Annotated in this window: 16 protein-coding genes and 2 tRNA genes; 5 read left to right on the top strand and 13 right to left on the bottom strand. The window is 43.1% G+C overall.

Features of this window, described 5'->3' with window-relative positions; all coding sequences use genetic code 11:
- Positions 1-147 precede the first annotated feature (147 nt).
- From serS to MJ595_RS15715, 4 genes are all read right to left on the bottom strand, one after another.
- Positions 148-1428: a serine--tRNA ligase gene (gene serS / locus MJ595_RS15730; RefSeq protein WP_263078922.1), complete on the bottom strand. Its 1281-nt coding sequence runs from the start codon at positions 1426-1428 to the stop codon at positions 148-150.
- A gap of 209 nt (positions 1429-1637) precedes the next feature.
- A tRNA-Arg gene (locus MJ595_RS15725) sits at positions 1638-1714 on the bottom strand.
- 255 nt (positions 1715-1969) lie between these two features.
- Positions 1970-2716: a methyltransferase domain-containing protein gene (locus tag MJ595_RS15720; protein ID WP_263078921.1), complete on the bottom strand. Its 747-nt coding sequence runs from the start codon at positions 2714-2716 to the stop codon at positions 1970-1972.
- A 144-nt stretch (positions 2717-2860) separates the two neighbouring features.
- Complete coding sequence (locus tag MJ595_RS15715) at positions 2861-3739, bottom strand: IS982 family transposase (RefSeq protein ID WP_263078216.1); 879 nt, start codon at positions 3737-3739, stop codon at positions 2861-2863.
- A gap of 56 nt (positions 3740-3795) precedes the next feature.
- On the opposite strand from MJ595_RS15715, the gene MJ595_RS15710 reads away from it, so the two are divergent.
- Positions 3796-4206: an FAD:protein FMN transferase gene (locus tag MJ595_RS15710; RefSeq protein WP_263078920.1), complete on the top strand. Its 411-nt coding sequence runs from the start codon at positions 3796-3798 to the stop codon at positions 4204-4206.
- An 83-nt stretch (positions 4207-4289) separates the two neighbouring features.
- On the opposite strand, the gene MJ595_RS15705 is transcribed toward MJ595_RS15710, so the two are convergent.
- The gene (locus tag MJ595_RS15705; protein ID WP_263078917.1) at positions 4290-5909 is read right to left on the bottom strand and encodes a protein kinase; all 1620 of its coding nucleotides are present in this window, start codon (positions 5907-5909) and stop codon (positions 4290-4292) included.
- Between the two features lie 88 nt (positions 5910-5997).
- Positions 5998-7002 carry an inositol polyphosphate kinase family protein gene (locus MJ595_RS15700; RefSeq protein WP_263078916.1) on the bottom strand — a complete coding sequence of 335 codons (1005 nt, stop codon included), beginning with the start codon at positions 7000-7002 and terminating at the stop codon, positions 5998-6000.
- A 129-nt stretch (positions 7003-7131) separates the two neighbouring features.
- Between MJ595_RS15700 and MJ595_RS15695 the strand changes: the two genes are divergently transcribed.
- Entirely contained in the window at positions 7132-8466 is a 1335-nt protein-coding gene (locus tag MJ595_RS15695; protein ID WP_263078000.1) for a transposase, read from the top strand.
- Between the two features lie 28 nt (positions 8467-8494).
- Here the strand turns inward: MJ595_RS15695 and MJ595_RS15690 are convergent, their stop codons facing one another.
- From MJ595_RS15690 to MJ595_RS15670, 5 genes are all read right to left on the bottom strand, one after another.
- Positions 8495-8836: a hypothetical protein gene (locus MJ595_RS15690; RefSeq protein WP_263078915.1), complete on the bottom strand. Its 342-nt coding sequence runs from the start codon at positions 8834-8836 to the stop codon at positions 8495-8497.
- A gap of 501 nt (positions 8837-9337) precedes the next feature.
- Entirely contained in the window at positions 9338-9625 is a 288-nt protein-coding gene (locus tag MJ595_RS15685; protein WP_263078913.1) for a type II toxin-antitoxin system MqsA family antitoxin, read from the bottom strand.
- Positions 9626-9737: 112 nt separating this feature from the next.
- Positions 9738-10490: an IS21-like element helper ATPase IstB gene (gene istB, locus MJ595_RS15680; RefSeq protein WP_263322525.1), complete on the bottom strand. Its 753-nt coding sequence runs from the start codon at positions 10488-10490 to the stop codon at positions 9738-9740.
- Positions 10487-11665: an IS21 family transposase gene (gene istA / locus MJ595_RS15675; protein ID WP_263078912.1), complete on the bottom strand. Its 1179-nt coding sequence runs from the start codon at positions 11663-11665 to the stop codon at positions 10487-10489. Before istA ends, istB begins: the two co-directional genes overlap by 4 nt.
- 265 nt (positions 11666-11930) lie before the next feature.
- On the bottom strand, positions 11931-17201 hold the full coding sequence (locus tag MJ595_RS15670) for a hypothetical protein (protein WP_263078911.1): 5271 nt from the start codon (positions 17199-17201) through the stop codon (positions 11931-11933).
- Positions 17202-17408: 207 nt separating this feature from the next.
- Between MJ595_RS15670 and MJ595_RS15665 the strand changes: the two genes are divergently transcribed.
- Entirely contained in the window at positions 17409-17696 is a 288-nt protein-coding gene (locus tag MJ595_RS15665) for a hypothetical protein (RefSeq protein WP_263078908.1), read from the top strand.
- Positions 17697-17768: 72 nt separating this feature from the next.
- Here the strand turns inward: MJ595_RS15665 and MJ595_RS15660 are convergent.
- Positions 17769-17858: transfer RNA gene (locus MJ595_RS15660), tRNA-Ser, on the bottom strand.
- Between the two features lie 249 nt (positions 17859-18107).
- On the opposite strand from MJ595_RS15660, the gene MJ595_RS15655 reads away from it, so the two are divergent.
- A complete protein-coding gene (locus MJ595_RS15655) occupies positions 18108-18464 on the top strand; it encodes a hypothetical protein (RefSeq protein ID WP_263078905.1) in 357 nt (118 codons plus the stop codon).
- 38 nt (positions 18465-18502) lie between these two features.
- Here the strand turns inward: MJ595_RS15655 and MJ595_RS15650 are convergent, their stop codons facing one another.
- Positions 18503-19093 (bottom strand): DUF924 domain-containing protein, encoded by a 591-nt coding sequence (locus MJ595_RS15650; RefSeq protein WP_263078904.1) that lies wholly within the window; start codon positions 19091-19093, stop codon positions 18503-18505.
- A gap of 155 nt (positions 19094-19248) precedes the next feature.
- Between MJ595_RS15650 and lon the strand changes: the two genes are divergently transcribed.
- Entirely contained in the window at positions 19249-21687 is a 2439-nt protein-coding gene (lon, locus tag MJ595_RS15645) for an endopeptidase La (RefSeq protein WP_263078903.1), read from the top strand.
- The last annotated feature ends 135 nt before the right edge of the window (positions 21688-21822 follow it).

The raw sequence follows: 21822 nt of genomic DNA, 5'->3' as shown, positions 1-21822 counted from the left end.
CTTTCATTTTACTGGACTCAACTCTATCACAAAGACGCCGAACTCAGCCTTATTTTTAAACACCCGTTTAAAGCGCTTGATAGCAATAAAAAAAGCCGGAAACAGTATCCTGCTCCCGACCTTTTCATTTTTTATAAAACGGATCTATTAACCGATCACTTTCAGTCCACCCATATAAGGCTGGAGAGCTTCTGGCACATGAATACGACCCTGCTCGTCCTGGTAATTCTCAAGCACGGCAACCAGGGTTCTGCCCACAGCCAGACCAGAGCCGTTCAGGGTGTGAACCAATTCAGGCTTACCGGTTTTTTCATTACGGAAACGCGCTTTCATACGGCGCGCCTGAAAGTCAAGGCAGTTGCTCACAGAAGAGATCTCACGGTATTTGTTCTGCCCGGGCAGCCATACTTCCAGGTCATAAGTCTTGGCTGCACCAAAGCCAAGGTCACCACCGCAAAGCGCCACAACCCGATACGGAAGGTTCAGCTTTTGCAAAATAGCTTCAGCGTGGCCGGTCATAGCCTCCAGCGCTTCATAGGATTTTTCCGGATGAACGATCTGCACCATCTCGACTTTTTCAAATTGATGCTGACGAATCATACCCCGTGTATCCCTGCCATAACTGCCCGCCTCACTGCGGAAACAAGCACTGTGTGCTGTTAATTGCAGTGGCAGCTCAGCTTCATCAAGAATCTGCTCACGCACAATATTGGTGAGCGTCACTTCTGCCGTTGGAATCAGGTAGAATGGTTTTTCCGCACCTTCACAGGTGGTCTTAAAGAGGTCTTCCCCAAACTTGGGCAGTTGACCCGTTCCCTGCAGAACATGATCATGCACTAAATAGGGCGTATTCACTTCTTCATACCCATGCTCACCCACCTGGGTATCCAGCATAAACTGGGCAATTGCCCGGTGCAGACGGGCAACAGGCCCACGCATAATAGCAAAACGGGCGCCGGACAATTTGGCTGCTGTTTCAAAATCCAGTCCGTAACGCGCACCCAAATCCACATGATCCCTGGCCTCAAAGCCAAGTTCCTTAGGCTCACCCCATTTGCGGACTTCCAGGTTATCCTCTTCATCCCGGCCTTCAGGCACAGACTCATGGGGCAGATTTGGAATACCCAACATAAGGCTATTCAGCGCCTCCTGAAGCCCGGACAACTCCTGCTCAGAAGCTTTAAGTTCGGCATTAATGCGATCCATTTGCTCTTTTAATACAGCAATATCGCCACCGGTAGCCTTTAGCTTGCCAAACTCTTTGGAGCCGGATTTCCGTTCACTCTGCAGCTGTTCTGTGCGAACCTGAAGGGACTTACGACGCTCTTCAAGACCGTTAAGGGCTTCCACATCCAGGGTGTAGTGTTTTTTACGCAGCTGTTCAGCCACTTGTTCCGGGTTGCTGCGAACGTATTTTGGGTCCAGCATGGGTTATCTGACACCTTTCTATTAGAAAACAGGATCAAGTACAAAGGAGCCTAATAATAAGGAAAGTAGGAAGATACACAAGTGATATACATCATTGACGGGATAAAGATCACTTATTTGACCTCTAAATACTCAACGATACTTCTGTTTGAGAAACCAGCCCTGTCTAAACAAATATAAACAGGAGGCAAAGACGGAAGATAAAGAAATGGCGCGCTCGGGAGGATTCGAACCTCCGACCGCCTGGTTCGTAGCCAGGTACTCTATCCAGCTGAGCTACGAGCGCGTTATAATAACTGAACACTGATTAATCAATCAGTTAGGGCAGCAACCTTACTTCAAAATATCCACCTTGATCAATAAGGCTTTTATTGACCTGTTAAACATTCTGACACCCAGTGAATGCTTGCCACACAGCGGAGATAGTATATAACCGGGATTAAAATGTGTAGTAGGTAAGTACCCCTACAAAATATACCCGTCAAAATTTACTCCTTTTTTCCGTTTGTTAAACGGCTTGGTTTTATCATTCATAACCGATTCACTGCGCTTTTTTTGCAATGACCTGATATATATGCCAGTGCTTGGTTACACCCAGCGCCGTGACCCCCTGACTGTCATTCTCTTTGAACTGTTCCACTTTATAGCCAGAAAATAAACCATTCACTTGCTCTTCTGTCAGAGGACAAACGGTAGTATCACAGTCAGTCACCCAGGAATCCCTGAACCCCATGAAATCGCCACAGAACACACCACCGGGTAGAATCGCATCATCGATTTTAGACCATACTTCAGAAAAATCTTTTGGCTCGCAAAAGAATAAACTTAAGTTGGCAAGAACTAATCCACAGTCAAAATAGTTAAAATCAATAAAATGACTCTGTGAAATATCAACATTTGGATTACCGTGAAATCTGTCGCTACATATTTTCACTGACTCTTGATGCATATCAAAACCAGATACTTCATAACCTTTCTCAACAAGAAATGAAATATCGGCTCCCGTTCCACAACCGCAATCAATGGCTTTAAAATTTCCTGAGCTATTGAGAGCCTCTGCAATTTCAGTTTGTATTCTATGGGGATTAGCAAGAATCTTTTGATAATACTCTTCCCATAAGTGCATATTTTTTTCCATATTCCCTCCACAATCATTAATTTTCATCACAAGCAGCCAGAATGTATTTCGTTCCAAACCTGATGAAAAATCAGCTCCCGGATTCTTAAAGCGCCGGTCAAGCATTGCAAAAAAATCATAGTATAAATGCAAAACATGCACTTTACTCATAATTGAAAAACAATAAAATAGGAGATACAGGCTTTTACCCCCTCCCCTCCATAAAAGCATCATTTTTTTCATATAAAAAACACCTGCTGCATAAAAAAGCAATTCTGCAGGTGCATTTTATATGACCTGAGTTCGACATAACGGTTAAGCAACCAACTCAACCAGCCCCGTATGCTGAATGCTCAGAGAAGGCTTCTTTTTTTGAAACGTATAGGCTATAAGCCCTGCCAGCAAGTTCACCATAAAATTGAACTTTGAGCGGTGGCGGGTGTGCTCTATCTGAGAGATATTTTTCAACTGATCGTTGACCGTCTCAATGATTGCACGCCCTCTCAGCAGTACTTTATCAAAAGCAGGCAGGTTCTGAGGTTTCATGTTTTTCCTGCGCGTCGTAATCAGGTCAACATCGTATTTTTCTTTTAAAAGCTGGGCTTTGGCCTTGGATATATAGCCTTTGTCGCCGAACAGCTTACCAAACAAGTGGCAGCACATATCTTCAAGAACAGCACGATCATCGGTATTACCTGATGTACACTTAACCGCCAGCAACTCACCGGTATCATTGATAATCAGGTGAAGCTTAAAGCCGTAATACCAGTGTGTAGAAGACTTACCCCAGCCTGCTTCATCTTTAAACACTTTATGGCGCAGAGCCCGACTTTTTTCACAGACAGCGATGCCGGTTGAATCTATATAAGAAATGCCAGACACCTTGCCATATCGTGTCTGCAAGAAAGCTGAGAGTACCATAAGCGCTTGTGGCATCAGCTCAACAAACCGATTGTAGCTGACTAGCCCGTGAAAGTGCTTATGCCAGTATTTACAGACATGATTAATATAGAAGTGCTTCAGACAACGATAGCCTTTAGCATGAAATAGGATGACGATCGTTGCCACTTCGCTGATTGATAGAGACTGTTTACGAATGCGCTTGCGGCCACAATGCTCGATCAGATACTGGTTTAGCTTTGGTTCAAATTGCTTGCAAAAATCGTCTACCCTGCAAAATACCTTGGTCAGCACAGCACTACTCCACCCCTAATCAGCGTGGTAGCTATGCTATATAAAATCAGTTTCTTATGTCGAACTCAGGTCACCAGGCATGGAATGTGGGCATTCAAAACCCTTTATCAGATCGCGGTTCAGTGGTTCGCGTTGTACCACTTAAAGACGTATCTATGGTGACCTCTGGTATCAACGAACGTTTTTTTCATGCCAATGGACAACGCTACCATCACCTGCTTGACGCTCAAACAGGCATGCCCATTTCAACCGATATAGCCAGTATTAGTATTATCTCCAAGCATTCGATAACGGGTGAAATCTGGAGCACTGCCGGTTTTTTACCCTCCATCACCTACACTATTCCATACCTGAATCAACAAGCTGACATTGAAGCCGTGGTGATTTCAAAGCAGGGTGACATTCATGTCACTGAAGGTCTGATTGATGATGGAAAAATAGTGAAACAGATACATACTTCTGTATAGGGCTGTCACCTTTAAACCCTTGGCGGTTTATCTCAGCGCGCTGAATATTCCGAATATTCTCACTCCCCCCGGGATTCAGACAACTACATAGGAGGTTTCATGGTTACAGAACCCATTGCCGAAGTGCTACTTTTCGACCGGCCTGTTAAAGAACCTTCAAAAGACAAGTTCATATAAACTGGCTGACTTACAGACTCCACGTTATTTTCTGGCTTGTTAACATCAACTACCGGTTCGGCTTTATTCCCACCTGCTTGGCTGGCTGAATCCTGCCTTCTGATTGTAAGTAAGAAAGGATGTTCATTCGCCTTCTTGGGGGTAAGGCGTTCCTCAGGATTAATAGCAAGAAGCCCCTTAAAAAGATCTGCAGCTTCTGACCCAAGTTCTTTATTCACTTTTAATGCGGCATTTTTAACTCGATGCTCAATCATGGTATTACGCCAACTTAATAATTTATCGTCCAGTTGATCAGGGGTTAGCGGGGACTCTTGGTTAAAACCCACTATTTCTTGAAATTTTGCTTTTGCAAAATCAGCATCTTCTCCCATTTGCCTATCTATATTTACTAGTAGTTTCCTATAATCTGATATTGTAAAATCCCCTCCATTATAAATAACTCGCTGTATAACTGGAGGAATTAAAAGCTCTCCTGTTATCACTTCTGCCATGGTACAACCAATACCCCATGAATCCACTGTATCTAATGTATTCGGAGAGCGAGACCCATCCATAAAATCCGGAGGCATATGAGTGATAGGAACTTTAGTTGTAATGTGGCCTTCCTTAGGTTGAGTCACACCAAAATCACATATTTTCAAATTCCCTTCATCATCTAAAAGCAGGTTATCCACTCTCAAATCTTGGTGGATATAACCTGTGTCAGAAATAAATTCAGCACCATCAAGGAGCTGATCAATAACTTTTAGTTGATGTTCTTTCAATAAAGGATCTTGCCTCTGCATCCGGGATTGTAGTGACTCCCCTCCCATTTCCATAACAATATAATCCACACCTTCATGTTTTTCTATGGAAACAAGGTTGGTTATTCTTGGATTATTATGTTTACTAAGCTGAGTCATAACCTCAACTTCCCGCTTTGTAGACTCATCTTCCTTTTTTTCCTTTGCCGCATAAAATTTATCAGTAAACTTGTCTCGAACTCTGATGACACTTGCAAAATGCCCCTTCCCTTTTTGTTCATGTTTACGAAATGAGTAATGATTAGCCCGGTTAAATACATCCTTAATAACTGGGGTTTCATTAGTAGATACCGGCCTTGAAGCTTGCTTACTTATCCCCATATCAGAATCCTGATCCTCTGATGGGGAATCCATCACCTCAGGTACTTTTTCACTAATATTTTCCTGACTTAAGGATTTCGTTTTACCCTGTTGAGATTCAGCCTCTATCGATACACGCGAGCCATCTACTCCATTAATTTCTTTATTATCAGCTGGTGACTGTTTTTTAAAGAAAGTTGTTGCCTTTGTGCTTTTTACATTAAATCCCTGTGAAATACTTTTCCCACCCACTTCAGAAGATGTCTTCATACTACCAAGCAATTTCTTACCTATTTTTTTTCCAACAGTCCTAAAAAAACCATATCCTCTTTTTTTGTCATTTACTTCGCTATTTTTATCAGCGCCTTTATCATTACCAACACTCACTGTACTGGGCTGACCATTATTTACTTTAATACCCATACTTACCCCGCATGATAAAAAATACAACTTTATTATTTTTCATTTCAAATAAAGCATTCACAAATAAACGCATAAAAATAAAACTAAATCACCACCCTCTCTTTTTCTTCTGGGTTTCAAAATAACCAATCAACTTATTCATTGCAGCTTTATTCTCATCCCTGACAGCTGAAAAATCTTTTCCGTCAGAGTAAATAGGATGCGCCAAATCAATTAATTTAACCACCGTATTCTCAGGATTTTTCTCATCAACTAAAATAAGAACACTACTTGCAACAAAGGAAACATCAGAAAACAACTGATTATTTCTAATAGCTTTTAGATCAACCAGTATCTTATTAGTATTTTCAGGTCCCGCCATACCTATTAACTTTTTAACATATCCTTTAGAATGTCTTGTCAGGGCTAATCTTTTGGCTTTGGGTTTTTTACCTCTTATTTTAACTCCTTCAACCCTGTACCCTCTAGCTTTTGAACCGTATGCGGTATCCATCACCATATGTTTGGCTGTTTTTTTCAATGGAGACTTATGGCCATCTAATCTAAGTTGCTCTGTCGATGCTGTTCTATACCCTATCTTGATATCCATTTCTAATTTTTGTTCTTCCGGTATATCACATCCAAGCATTTCAGGAACAATAACCCGCATAGACTCATTTTCTTTTGCTCTTGACATTAAAGGCGAAAGCGCATCAAGCTCGTGTTGATTTAACTGCTCAAGGCTTTTTGTTTTTGGTATAACACTATCTAAATTCAGCCGAGTTCGATTCTCATAAACATCAGCCTCACTCGCCACTGTTAATTTCCCAATATATTTATCACCTACCCTTACAAAAGTATCTGCGTGTCCAGCAGCGCCAATACTCCCCCCTTTATCAAGAGGGTTGGAAGATTCATTATCAGAGGAGTAAGTGCTGTCTAGATCCGAGTCGGAAGAGTAATCACTATCTGTGCCGGAGGAGTAAACACTGGTTGAATCTGAGCTGGAGGAGTAAATACTATCTGAATCCGAGAAATAAACGCTATCGCGATCAGAATCCACCTCAGGTTCAGAGTCAGAATCATGAAAAATTCTGACATCTCTATCACCCATATTTGTCAGCAATTCCCGCAGACTTGATTAAAGCCCTTAATAACAAGGGCTGTAGCTTGGTAGCCTCTTGCTAAAATCGCAGACTATCCGGTAGAATTTCACCACAATAATAATAACGATGCTCATGTTGTGCCGCTAACGAAACCAAGAACCATTGCTGAAAAACTGCTCAAAATAGTCTCTGATGAAGCGGGTCAAATTCCAGACTTTCGCAAGAAAAGCCAACATGACAAAATTGTCCTTCATGATGCGGTCATGAGTGGCCTGGCAGTCATGCACCTGAAATACCCTTCATTACTGGCTTTTGATCAGGATTGTGTCAATAACCCAGATAGGCTCAAGAACTTAAAGTCGATGTACAATGTCAGCTGTGTCCCCAGTGATACCTATCTGAGGGATCTGATTGACCCTATCGAAACACGCTATTTAAGGAAGTTCTTTACCCGCCTGTTTGCCTTTGTGCAACGATCTGGGCGGCTTAAGCAGTTCACTTATTTTGAGGAAGGGTATCTTGCGCCTATCGATGGTACGGGGCACTTTTGCTCAGGGAAGATTAGTTGTCCTGAGTGTTGTGTAAAAAAGCCAGGCAGCAAAAATCCGCAATACTACCATCAGTTACTGGCCTGCTGTCTGGTAAAGCCGGGCAAGAAAGAAGTATTACCTTTAATGCCTGAACCCATCATCAAACAAGTTGATGCGTCAAAGAATGATTGTGAGAAGGTAGCGCTCAAGCGGCTATTGGCGAATTTATCCAGAGAGCATCCGCACCTGCCACTGGTTCTGACTTTTGATGACCTGTACTCAGATGGACCGACCATCAAGTTGGTAAAGTCCTTTGGCTATAGCTTCATTATGGTGGCAAAGGATTCAACCCATGAGTCGTTATACCAGGCCGTCGATGAGCTGGATTGTGCAGACAAAGTGGTGCGCTATGAATATACCGATGATAAAGGGTTTACGCACTGGTTCCGGTTTGTGAATGGTGCCCCCATTAACAAGTCACACCCGGATGTGCTGGTTAACTTTCTCGAATATATAGAAATTGATCCAGAGGGCAACAAGAAGTACGTCAACACCTGGGTCACGGACATTGAGCTTTCAGCCGAGAACGTGAATAAATTCATGCGAGGAGCACGCGCTAAATGGAAAATTGAAAACGAAACGTTCAATACACTGAAAACACAGGGCTACCATCTCGAACACAATTACGGGCACGGAAAGCAGCATCTGGCCAGCAATCTGGCATGCCTGACTTTTACGGCCTTCCTCATCAACCAGATAGAACAACTGTCTTGCAAGCTCTTCCAGGAAGCGCTCAAGATAAAAAAGTCTAAAAAGGCATTCTGGCATGCCATACGAGGGCTGTTTGACTGGTTCTGCATTGATAACTGGACAGACGTATTTACAGCTATCATTGAAGGGCGAAGTGTGAGCTTGAAGTTGCTGACTGTCGATACGACATAGAGCGTTGATGTTAGCCCTGTGACCTGTGTTACCTGTCATTAAAACCGACTGCCGATATAGCAGCAGTCTGGCTCTGTTCATCCGCGATAAAATCATTTTTAATTAACTGAAAATGTGCCAGCCGGAATCTGGTTTGCGGGAATTGCTGCATATTTGTATGACTCACTGGATTCATCAAATTATTTTGATGTTTCATTAAATAATTAGCATTCTCCCTGACACCCCCCCCATCATTTCCATTATGTTTTTTTACTTTCCAGGACTTATAAGTCCCACTTTGTGCATCGTCACCAGAGGAAGGCTTCTTATCACCATCAGCAGAAATACTTGCCGAATTCGGGCCGTTCCCTCTACCTGTAGGATAAGGCATAGCTTTTCATTCCTAAATCTTATTATTTATGATCTTTAATTATAGTAGTTCATCCAGCATGGAAGCCCGGCATCAGAGAAGATAGCCAACAACCTTATGATAAATAAACACCTTTTACAGCCCTACGGAGCCACTATGAGGTGGTTTTCAAAAGCTGATGCAGATAGAAATTTGGGGAGTTTTTAACTGTTGCAGAATCAACAGATTAAGAAAGAAGCAGGCGATGAGGGAGGGGATTCGAATCCTTCTCTACACCCGCTAAGCACTTATATATCAAACACTTACAGGAGCAAAATTTACCGCAACGTGTCCATTTTTGCCAATAAAAACCATTATCAGGTTATTTCGTGGACACTTTTTGTACATCTTGAAACTATCAACTTCAAGCTTCAGAAGCCCTAAAGCAGTGCTCTCCAGGTCAGCAGTGCAAACAATATATAAATGAAGGAAAGCTATATAGAGGCAAACGGGAAGATTTTACTCGTATGGAGACAGGCACTGCTAACGCAAATTCTGAAACACTTCGGGGTGCTGCTCAACTACGCGCAACAAGGCTTTAGCTGGCCCTTGAGGATTACGCCGTCCCTGCTCCCAATCCTGAAGCGTCCTGACACTGACACCCATAAAAGAGGCAAAAGCTGATTGTGACAGCTGGAGCTTTTCACGGATTGTCTTTGCCGGGGAAGGCTCCGATAACACCGTGGTTTTCAGATCACCCTTGCCTGACTTGTAGGCTTTGATCTCTTCCAGCCCATCCAGTATTTCCTGACCAATATCTCGTTCACCCATGCTTAATGGCTGTTAACGCCAGCCCTTAATGTCCCTATTTCAACAGCTTGAGATGTCCACTTTTTAACAATAACAGGTTATCCCATTTTTGCTGGGTAAATGCCTGCATTGCTTACTTTTTGCTGTTTATGAGCCCAGCTTTACGCTTTTCTTTCAGCCGGTAGCTTTCGCCTTTAATGTTGACAGTAGTGGCATGATGCAGCAAACGGTCAAGGATCGCTGTCGCTATGACCTGATCACCAAAGATCTCACCCCAGTCGCTAAAGCTTTTGTTTGACGTCAATATAGTGCTGGCTTTTTCATAGCGTCGGGTCACTAAACGAAAGAACAGGCTGGCTTCTTCGCGGTTCATGGGCAGATAGCCGATTTCGTCTAATACCAACAGCTTAGGGTAAACCAGTAGTTGCATCTGCCTTTCCAGACGGTTTTCCTGTTGAGCCTTTTTCAGTGTGGTCATCAGCTTTTCAAGACTCAGGAACATAATGCGATGGCCTGCTTCAGCCGCCTTAACTGCCAGGGCTATAGCCAGATGGGTCTTGCCTACACCGGGAGGTCCTAGCAAAACAACGTTTTCTGCACGCTCTATAAAGCCAAGCCCTGAGAGTTCACGCATCACTTTTTTGTCAACGCTGGGCTGGAAGCTGTAATCAAACTGTTCCAGGCTTTTTACCCATGGGAGCCGTGCCTGTTTTAGACGACTTTCCAATCCTTTTTGGTGACGCCCAGCCCATTCACTGGAAAGCGCCGTGTGCAGGAATTCCCGATAACCCAGATCTTTCTTGCTGGCCTGCTCGCAGAGTGTATCAAGGCTGTCGGACAGATAATCCAGCTTGAGTTTTTCCACCAGTGTCTGTAATTCCATCAGGCAAACTCCTCGTACTGGCTGAGGTCTCGGGTTTCAACATGAACCGCCTGATAAAGCGGTTGATGATGCTCCCGGTTACAGACCCATTGATTTTGGCTGTCACTGAGCAGGTGGGTAGCGACCCACTGCTCATCCCTGTCGTAAATCTTCAACTGCTGATTCAGCCCGATGCGGATACGAACGGTTTGCTCAGCCAGTGCAGCAGGGACACTGTAACGATTGCCCAATAGGTTGATATAGCAATCAATAGGCACCTTACGGGTTTCCATATAACTGGTGTCAAAGCGGATAGCAGGCAAGGGGTGTAAAACATCGACTTCCCTTTTAAAGCGCTCGGCTACCTGCTCCTGTAATGTGCCCTGTATACGTTGATCGGCAATGTCAGTCAGCCAGAGTTCAAGCTGTTGGTTCAGGTGTGCAAGGCTTTCAAAGTGGCGATAACGCTGAAAGAAGTTTTCCTTCACGTAGCGCACCATGCGTTCAGTCTTACCTTTTGTTCTTGCCCGGTAAGGCTTGCAGGCTTTGGGCATAAAGCCATAGTGTGACGCCAGCAACAGGAACCCTTGATTAAACTGCACTTGCCCATTAGCAGGATGACTGATAACCGCAGCTTTTTGGTTGTCGACAAGGATTTGTCTCGGAACGCCTCCCAGCCATTCAAAGCTACGAATCAGGCTTTCATAAGTATGCTCAGCATCATTCTTCAGGGCTGCCCAGGCAAAGAACCGGCGGGAGAACCCCAGTGTGTTGACTGAGAAATAGATGCGAGTTGGCTGACCTGACAACATCACTTGTATTTCACCCCAGTCATGTTGCAGCTGTTGCCCTGGCTGTGTTTCAAAGCGAGTGGTCGCTGTTGATTGACGAAGCGCCCGTTTGGGTTGGATATACTCCCTTAACAGTGAGCGGCTACCGGTATAGCCTTCTTCCTGAAGGATTTTAAAAATAACTTCCGCATTCCAGACATCATCGGCTAGCAACTGGTCAATGCGGGCTTTATAGTCATTGAGCTTCCCTTTTCGGACTCCGGACTTTCGCTTGGAAGGTGGTCCTTCACGCTTGAGGGCCCGGCTAACCGTTTTACTGCATACATTGAGTTTATTGGCAATGTCCTTGATATAGCAGCCACGGCTGCGTAAATCCCGTATCATAAGATAGTCCTCTCGACTGATCATGGCGTCCTTTCCATTGCTTCAACACAACGGAAATCGGCCGGGTTGGTTGAGAGGACATCTCAAACTGGTGTTTTTGGGACTTTAAGGTCTGGTGGTAACAATGGCCTCCGCTATCTTTTTTAGAAGGTGCCACTGCAACATCTGGTATTCATCATCTTATAAATACTCGGATAGAAGCTTGGTAAGGCGGCTGGTTTTGATGAAGATCAGGTTTTACCCATACAGTTTTTTTATCAAGTGAGCGAACGGAAACATATAGCACCAATCAAAAATGACTAATTGCAGCATCCAGATAATTAATAGTATTAAGATTTATGGTTTTCTCTTCAAGATTTCTAAGCTTTTCCTTTACACTGTTTAGATTCATTTTTAATTTAATGGTTAGCGTTACGGTTGGTGTTGCAAAATGAAATATTCGACGACGGCGGTCTCTATCTCTTTTATATCGGTCTCCTCTTGAAATCTCCCTTTTAATATCAAGAATATCTCCAATATGGTGACATATTTGCTTTGAATAGTAGAATATGTCCAGTAAGTCAGCATGTTGTTTTTTCAGTATCTTCAGTTGACTGCTTGCCTCTGAAAGATCAGTATAGTCATCACTTAACGCAAGCTCTAGCCTGTCTACAGCTTCATTTTGCTCACTAAGAGCTTTTTCAAGCATACTGACATCTTTATCAAACTTTATGTCATCCAATAAATCTACCGTTTCAAGAATAGAGTTCATTGCAGAAACAGACAACCAACCAGGGGTTCTCGGATTATCATCACCCCATTCTTCTAAGGCCATTTTATATAAAGTAATAGTATCAAAGTTACTCTCACAGTCTCTAAAAGCCTTGGAAACACTTTTTAAATATAAAACTCTATTTTCTGAGATCAGCAAAATCAATATAGCCTCTTGAATCAGGTTATTAGTTTTTTCCCTTTCCTTACGAAGCTGTTCAAGGTGAGCAATGGATTCCAGAAACTTATTTTCTTTAGTCAATTTATGAGCCTCAAGCAACGGCTGATCTATAGCAAGCAGCTCAGCAATTTCTTCTTTTTGTTCCCGTGGCTCTGATACTTTTTTTTGTTCTTTAGGAGGAGCTGTTTTTTTTATTCCTTTCTTTTTTTTTTGTTTTTGCTTTTTTTTATGCTCCATTTTTTGGGTGTCATCACCCCTTTCTTCAAGCCTCATATTTTTCAACGCCAGGAGTGCAGACTCATAATTTTCTTTTGCACGCTGTTGCTTTTCTTTTAAAAGTTCATGCTGATCTTGGTAAAATTCATTTATATCTTCAGCCAAAAACAGCAATATTGTTTCTTTATCATCAAAGTCTGGCAGTTGTTCAAATTTACTTCTCAGTTCCTGAAGCTTTTCCTTTTTTTCAGCAATATCAATATCACTGCATGATTTAACTGATAGCCAAGCTCTGTGAATTATTTCTTGCATTATATACGAAAGGCCATCATAAGGCTTATTCACCCTTATCATCATATCCAACAGTGATAGGATAATCTCGTGGTCATTAAGAAATTTACTATAATGAAACAGTAGCTGGTAGAAAAAAACACTTTTCTCTTTTAGCATATTGATAGTAATAAGATCACCTGTTGCGGTTAATACCCCAAACAAGTAATCTAAACCTTCCACAGTTATATCTTCATAGTAACTTGGGCAAAGCAGGGTACAGAGGCAGTTGCCTATTTTAGATGGAATATCTTCTATATCATCCTCACTGACTTCATGATACTGTGATAATGAGCCTACTCTCTTAATTTGTCCATGATCCATCTTTTTTTTTCCTTTTTTTATCTTTTTCGGAAAAAAAGATAAATATTCTTTAAAAATGCAACTCTGGAATCGATACAAAAGGGCTGGTAAGGTTGTTGGCAGAACCCTTCCATAAAGGGCCTCACAGTTAAACACTCTCAAGGCAATAGAAGCTGGCTGCATTTGGTTACATAAAATCTCATCAAAAAAGGATCTATCCCTATATAGATGCATATTCTCCCTGATTGACTCTAATCGTTGAACAATATCCTCAAACAAGGATACCGTCTCTCTGAAAATGTCATCATCAATACATTTATTACCTTTCTTTTGATAGTGCCATTTGACTTTTTCTTGCAAATTGAGCATTGCACTTGCACTTCTGTCTGCAAACATTTCAAGTTTGCCTCTAAGTTTTTTTGCTGCGTTATCTGACATCTTTCTATCAGATACTTTTGTGGCCTCTTTCTTTTTCCTGCTTTGCCTGAATACCAAAACCTCCTCCGAGGGCTTTAACTCCACTAAGTCATCATCATTAGTGGGTATTTCTATTTCCTCTATATCAAGGGCGAGTGATCCCATCCAGCGTATAAGAAACGTTCTTGCTCTATCTACAGACTCAGGAATTCTTGCATATTGTTTGCTTGCATGCCCATGAAGCAGCATAAATGCCAGCATTTTTCTTGTTTCATTTACCTGTTCCGGATACAAAAATTCACCATCAAACTCTGCAAGGGCAGAATAAAGATAGTTAGCACTGTCCTGAAGCATTAACTGATCCCTGAATGCAGGCAACAAATAACCCCACTCCTTAAAAAATGCACTCTCCCCTTTTAAGTGTTCATCATGACCAAGCACCTTCATCCCCTTAAAACAATGATAAACAGCTGCCTCCCCAGCAGCTTTTACAATCAGATTAGTCTGCTTTATGCCCGACTTTAGCCCATAAAAAGCAGTGGCTGCCATTAAAAACTCTCTGTATGCTTTTACCGGCTGATGAGTCTTCAGGTAAAAACAGGCTAACAGTGTATGGTAGATAACTGAGTTATTGACTACCTCTTCAGAGAATGATGTCAACAAGGTTTCGGGTTGGTACAATGCCGAGGGATCCAGCATGGCATCAAGATCATTGTTATTTTGATACAGCTTGTAAATGTTATGCCAGTCATGCCAATAAAACTGGCCTTTTTCAAAACTCTGTATCATATTGCCAAAGTGAATTGGAATATCGTTATTTACTGGAGAGGGAAGTGTTTTTTGAGGGTGGAAAAATGAAAGCATCGTATGCGTTTCTCCCAACAGTTGAGGCGGGCTATTTTCCACAAACTGCAAACTAGCTATAAATGCCTCTGGGCTACCTGTTATCTCCGCAAGCCAATATAACAAAGCAGAGGCATACATATGACCTCCCATAGCAGCCCTGGAAAAGTAGTGAATAACTTTTAATATAGTGTTGATTGATAAGGTTCCTTCAGACTTAACCAGTTCATTCATCCCCAAGATAATGCCAGAGGAGGCATGCCCCTTATCCTCCAAAAATACTAAAGCCTCAATCACGGCAGGACTACAGCGATCCAGGTATACTTTGTACCGGGTACCGGGGGGGCTTCCCAAATCTGTAACGGTAGTGGATATTATTTTCAGCACCTCGGAGTAGAAAGCATTAAGCAGAGTATTTTTCTCTTGCTCTTGCTCTTGCTCTTGCAGAGCATCATATCGGCGTTTGTTTATAGCTAATTTCTCGGTTAACGATTTATGAGATACAACTTCTGGCGAGGAAAATTCCGTTTGTTCTTCAGGTAAGAAAAGCACCATAGGCTCTTCTCCCTTTGCTGTTACAGGGTTATCTTCCGCTATTTCTCGTCCATCGGCATCATCATTTTCCAAGGTCTTGGCAGAGGCCTTCCTTGGTATTCGATACGCTAAGTATTTGACAGGTGGCTGAGAGGTGATCTTGCTTTTATCGAGGTCAGGAACAGGTGCAATTTCTGAAAATACAGTAAAAGCTTCTTGATACTGCTTTACCTTTCTTTTGAGCTTCCCGGAAGGTTCTGCTGAATAGTAATGATCACCTCCGGAATGAATCAGTACTAACATGTCGTCTACAAGATGTCTGGTCTGATCAGGATTAACCAGGTCAGGATTTTTTTGCAATTGATCGATTAAGTCTGGAAATAGCTCTTTGGCCTTTTCATAAGAGTATATTTCAGGCATAAACAGGGATTCTCTGCCTGGTCGGGTAATCACTGACATGGGCATACCGAGCACCAGAGAGACAGGAAAAGACAACGTATTCCAACCATAAAATTGGGTAGCATCGGCTGAAGGGGCAGCTTTCTTTATAAACTCGTTATCCAGTATTGACTGTACCGTTTGCCCCTGGGATATACCCAGTAAAAATGACAAGCTGTCGAATAAAGCGCTATCATGCTCTCCAGCAGAGAGATTCATATCTTCTTTCGCAAGTAAATCTCGGGCATCCCTTATCCAGCGATCAATAAGATACCGTACCTGATTGGGGGAAATTTCCTCTGTTTTTCTATTTACTTTCTTCTTATAAAACCACTGCTTCACTCGGTCTGAAGCTACCTTACTTCGGTTAATTACTGCTGCTGCAGCCCAATAAAAACAGTTACCCGATCGATCAAACCCCCCCACCTTAAAGTAAGAGGAAAGCATAAACTGTATAAGGCTGTCTTGATACTCCTGCTGTCTTTTAGACTCATCCATATAGTCTAAGATGGCTTTTTGCTTTTTTGAAAACTGGCTTTCATACCGCTTCTCCCATATCACAAGTTCTCTTTCCTGTTTTTGCGGGATAGCCAGTAACGAGCTATCGACTGACTGTTGAAATACACCTTGCTGCATCCTTACAGTTTGCAGCAAGTTATTAAATGAAGTCTGATAGTGACCAAATGTTCCTGATTCCCCATGTCGCTGAAAATACTCTTTGTAATAGGCTCGTTTTTTAGATGACTTTAATAATGAATAGATTGAATAGAGAATGAGTTCTGGTGATGGCTGCCTGGAGGCTTTCAAGGTTTGACACTCATTTTCTAGCACCAGTGCATCCAAGCAGCAAAACCCTTCCAGAGTGAGTACAGGAATATGGAACCCCGAAATAATTTCTTTATTCTGCAGGTACTGGGTGCTAGAAAAATCTAAAGGTGCCATCCATTCAGGTTTTACAGAAACTTCAACCATGAACCATGGTTCATTTTCAGAAAATACGGTAAACTGCCCACAGTCAGGCGCTAATGAAAGCATACCAGGCCCTCGACCTGCAGGCCTGCGTGATGGACTCAGTTCCAGTGCCTTATCACTCCCTGGTATATCATTAGCCATTTTTAGGAAGATGACAGGGCGTATTACTCTGTCAACTTCTATTAAAAAGTCATCTGCCATTTCACGACTTGTCATTAGAAAATCAAGATCTTTTGTAGCTAATGCATCTTTTTTACCCACTTTTATTAGCTTAATTCCTGCGGAACCATACAAAGCAGCAAGCTGGTTTTTCTCTGATACCCACTTAGAGAATATACAGAGAGTCTCTTTGTGCAGAATTTCTTTCAACTTATCAAGGGAGATACACTTTATGCAAATCTCCCCTTCGCCTGAAACAAACCTCATTAAACTATCAACATCATGGACTCTTGGATTATGGCAGACTTTACAATGATTAGCACCAAAAGCAGGCTGTAGAATAGCAATAGCGAATAACACTATAACACATAAACAGGTTATAAAAGGATTTCTGATTTTTTCTGATATTCTATGCATAAAGTACTTATTCGATGACAGAATATTTTGCAATCAGCTTAAAATATGAGCAGCGAGTCATAAACGAGCCACTTGCATAGGAATCATAGCCAAGATAGCCAATTTTGCTTATTTTTCAGACCCAAACGATGGAGCCAAACTAAATTCTTAAAAAAAAGAAACCTTTAATCAAACGTAAGAACAAAAAGCTTTAATGGAGCAATGCCTATGGCAATCAAAAAATCAGGCCACCAATGGAAAATTGATTTCAGGATTGGCAGTAAGCGATACCGACACACGGCAAAGACAAAAATAGAGTGTCTCCAGTACCGTGATGAGGTAATTGCTACAAGAGGCTATCAGAAAACAGAGAAGGATGATCGCAACCTGAGTTCCATCATTGATATCTGGTATCAGGCCAGAGGTATAGAGCTTGCTGATAACATCAGAACCAAACAAAATCTGATGCGTTTCTGTCACACCTTGGGTAATCCCTTGAACAAAATAGATACTTAGTGGACAAATGGGGAAAATTAAGATTTTGAGGAATTTTAATTGCTTTAGAAATAGCAGCTCAGGGAAGAAATATGGCGGTGAGGGAGGGATTCGAACCCTCGATACGCGCTAACGTATACACACTTTCCAGGCGTGCTCCTTCAGCCACTCGGACACCTCACCAGACTTCACCCCCGACTTTGGGGACGCGTCGTACTATATAGAAAGATGACCAAACAAACAACCGTAAGAACCCGTGCATCACTTTAATACCAGCAACACGGAAAACCCTGCTTGTTCTCAAGCTATAACGCTGCTCTAATACCCATTGCTGCTTTATTCTGGTGAAATCTCTCTTGCAGCAGATTTCGTAGAGCACATGATGACCTATCTCGAATGGATGACGGATCTGATATTAGTGTCTAATTATTGATGACTATTGCACTTTCCTCCTTATTACTGCCAGATGCGCCAAAAAATGAGCCACCACCAGAACACTCTGACTGGCGAAGTTTGGATATCTATAATAAATCGATTTTTCACCAGACCTATCACTGCCCCATTTATTCCTGGCTGGCGGAAGGCTGGATAAAAAACAGGAAAAAGCCCGCTAGAAAACGCTACTTTCTATATGTCGAGTATCGAAGCCCCTGCCGATCAAGTCAGTCTATTGCGTTAAGCTTTGCCACCCTGGAACAGGCCTGCCAATACCAGAATACAGAACTGCCTTACCAACTGCTGCCTGGAATCAGCCCGGAAACCACCCGACGCTTTCCTATAAAGAAATAGTTAGCGGAGAAATCCAGCCCACCTTCACCTTATAAGTCTTAGAATGAAGAGCCAGGCTGTGTCAAAAAATACTCTTCCTCAGCCGTATTTTGCCTGCCCAGCACTTTATTTCGATGGGGGTAGCGGCCAAAGCGCTCGATAATTTCCCGGTGTCGTAAGGCAAATTCAAGGGATCCCTTAAGATACTGCTGAAGTTCCCCGGAACTTGCGGTCACAGCATCCTCATAAAATTCCACACACCGATCCTGACTATCCAGTGACTCATCGTGCATCAGCGGCATCATAAAAAAAGTTCTTTCCAGTAGATCCAGCTTGATATCATGACTTGAATTCAACCCCTCCAATGTCAAAAACAACGCTTTGTCATCAAAGCTAAAGGCCTTGGCTGAATTACGGTATATATTTCGTGGAAACTGATCCAGGCAGATAATAGCAGCCAACCTACCCTCAGGGGTCTGCGCCCATTCTTCATGCAAACCATCGTGCACTTGCGGAATTAATGAGGCAAACCGCTGCTTGATGCTCAAGTCTACTGCCTCTTTTTTCTGCCACCAGCGACTTCTCTGCTCACTGCCCAATATTTCGCCAGCAAACCAGAATTCCAGCACCTCATGATAATCCACATCCATAAAACTTAACCCTTGTTATTTATCTTTTGCCCAAAGTGCCAATAGTGCCTATCTCTACCATACTTAGTTATACCCAGTATTGAAAAAAAGACCGCATGACTCCAGATAGTCATTAAACATTTCAACATTCTACCCGGAAAAAATACAGACATATCATGACAGAACAGGATCCCAACAACCCGGAAGTCATTCCCGGGAACAGTCAAACCATTGACAGTGACAATAAAGAGCTTGCCCTGCCACAACAAAGTCTGCCAGATAAGCTCTATCTCGTCCCCGTTTCAAATCGGCCGTTTTTCCCCGCCCAGGTGCAGCCCCTGGTCTTCAGCAAGGATCTGTGGGAAGAAACCCTGCAGAGAGTTGAGCAAAGCAACCAAAAAGTGCTAGGTCTCAGCTTTGTGGGAGGTATGCCTGGCTCGGAAGTACCTCCGGAAGACTTTCCTGATACCGGCTGTGTCGTTAAAGTTCATAACATTGTATCAGATGACGAACAAATTCAATTTATTGCCCTGGGTATCCAGCGTTTTCGAATCAAGCAATGGCTTAGGCGAACACCCCCTTACCTGGCACAAGTCGACTACCCTGAGGCACCTTCTGAAGACAGTGATGAAATCAAGGCTTATGCATTAGCCCTGATTCAGGCTATTAAAGAACTGATTCCCCTGAACCCTTTATACAGTGAAGAACTCAAAAACTATCTTAACCGGTTTAATCCCAAAGACCCCTCTCCCCTGGCTGATTTCGCCGCAGCCATTACTACAGCCCCTGGCTCAGAGCTGCAGGAAATCCTGGAAACCCTATCCATTCAGCGACGGATGGAAAAAGTGCTGGTGCTCATCAGAAAAGAACAGGAAGTGGCCCGCCTGCAAACCGAAATAAATGCTGAAGTAAACCGCAAAATCAGCAAGCATCAGCGGGAGTTCTTTCTAAAAGAGCAGCTGAAAGTTATTCAAAAAGAGTTGGGTATTTCAAAGGATGACCGTACAGCTGAAATAGAAGTCTTTGAAAAACGATTGGAAGGTCTTGATATTCCCGAGATTGCCAGAAAAAAAATAGATGATGAATTAAGAAAACTGTCTATTCTGGAAACCGGATCCCCTGAGTTTGCTACCTGCCGCAACTATCTGGATTGGGCCACCTCAGTCCCCTGGGGTAATTACTCAACAGATATTCATGACCTGAAAAATGCCCGGCGGGTACTTAATCAGGATCATGATGGCCTGGATGATGTTAAAGACCGAATTATCGAGTTTCTGGCGGTAGGGGCATTTAAACAGGAAGTTTCTGGATCCATTATGTTGCTGGTTGGCCCCCCCGGTGTGGGTAAAACCTCTATTGGCCGTTCAGTGGCCAAGGCACTGGGCCGAAAATTCTACCGACTTAGCCTTGGCGGCATGAGAGATGAAGCCGAGATCAAAGGCCACCGACGTACCTATATTGGTGCATTGCCCGGTAAGTTGGTGCAGGCTTTAAAGGAGGTCGAAGTAGCCAACCCTGTGATCATGCTGGATGAAATCGATAAAATCGGTGCATCCTACCGGGGAGATCCTGCTTCGGCTTTACTGGAGGTGCTGGACCCCGAGCAGAACAGTGAATTTCTTGATCACTATCTGGACATGCGCATAGATCTATCCAAAGTGTTGTTTATCTGTACCGCCAATCAGATGGATACCATTCCTGGCCCCTTGCTCGACAGGATGGATGTTATCCGGCTATCCGGCTACATCACAGAAGAAAAGCTGGCCATTGCCAAAAACCATATTTGGCCAAAGCAACTCAATGCCACTGGCCTGAAAAAAAGTCAGCTCAAGATTTCTGACGCCACCCTGAAAAAGGTAATAGAAGGCTATGCCCGTGAAGCGGGTGTCAGACACCTGGAAAAGCTGCTACAGAAAATCATCCGTAAAGTGGTGGTAAAACTGCTAAATAAAAAGGAAAAAAGCATCAGTGTAACCACCAAGGATCTGGAAGATTATCTCGGGGCTCCCTATTTCAGAAAAGAAAAACAGCTTCAGGGTGTTGGTATAGTAACCGGCCTTGCGTGGACAGCCATGGGCGGAGCAACCCTGCCTGTAGAAGCCTGCCTTATTCATCAGCAACGGGCAGGGTTCAGGTTAACCGGCAAGCTTGGGGATGTCATGAAAGAGTCTGCAGAAATTGCCTACAGCTATATCTGCAGCAAGGCAAAACAGCTGGATATTTCCCCGGACTTCTTTGAGAAAGCCTTTATCCACCTTCATGTTCCTGAAGGGGCAACACCGAAAGACGGACCCAGTGCCGGTATCACCATGGCCACCGCTCTGTTATCCATGGCCCGGCGATCCAGGCCAAAGCCTATTGCCATGACCGGCGAACTCACGCTCACCGGAAAGGTGCTGGCTGTGGGCGGTATCCGGGAAAAAGTCATTGCCGCACGGCGACAGGGAATTATGGAGCTGATACTGCCCGAAGAGTGCAGGCGAGATTACGAAGAGCTACCGGACTACATAAAAAAAGGGATGCAGGTTCATTTTGCCACTCACTATGACGATGTTTGCAGCATCGTTTTTCCTGCAAAAAAGAAAGGCAAGGAAAACCGCTCCAGGAAAAAATAGGCTATATAAACGAACTGTGCCGCCTCGTCTGAGGCGGCACAGTATAAAGCTCTAAACAACGAAGTCTATCTCCGTTTGGACACTTAAGTGAGCAAGCAAAGTATAATCATTGCTGTACTATACATCAAACCTTTA

The sequence above is a fragment of the Endozoicomonas sp. Mp262 genome (assembly GCF_025643335.1).
Classification (GTDB): Bacteria; Pseudomonadota; Gammaproteobacteria; order Pseudomonadales; family Endozoicomonadaceae; genus Endonucleibacter.
This window is presented reverse-complemented; position numbering and strand designations above follow the sequence as displayed.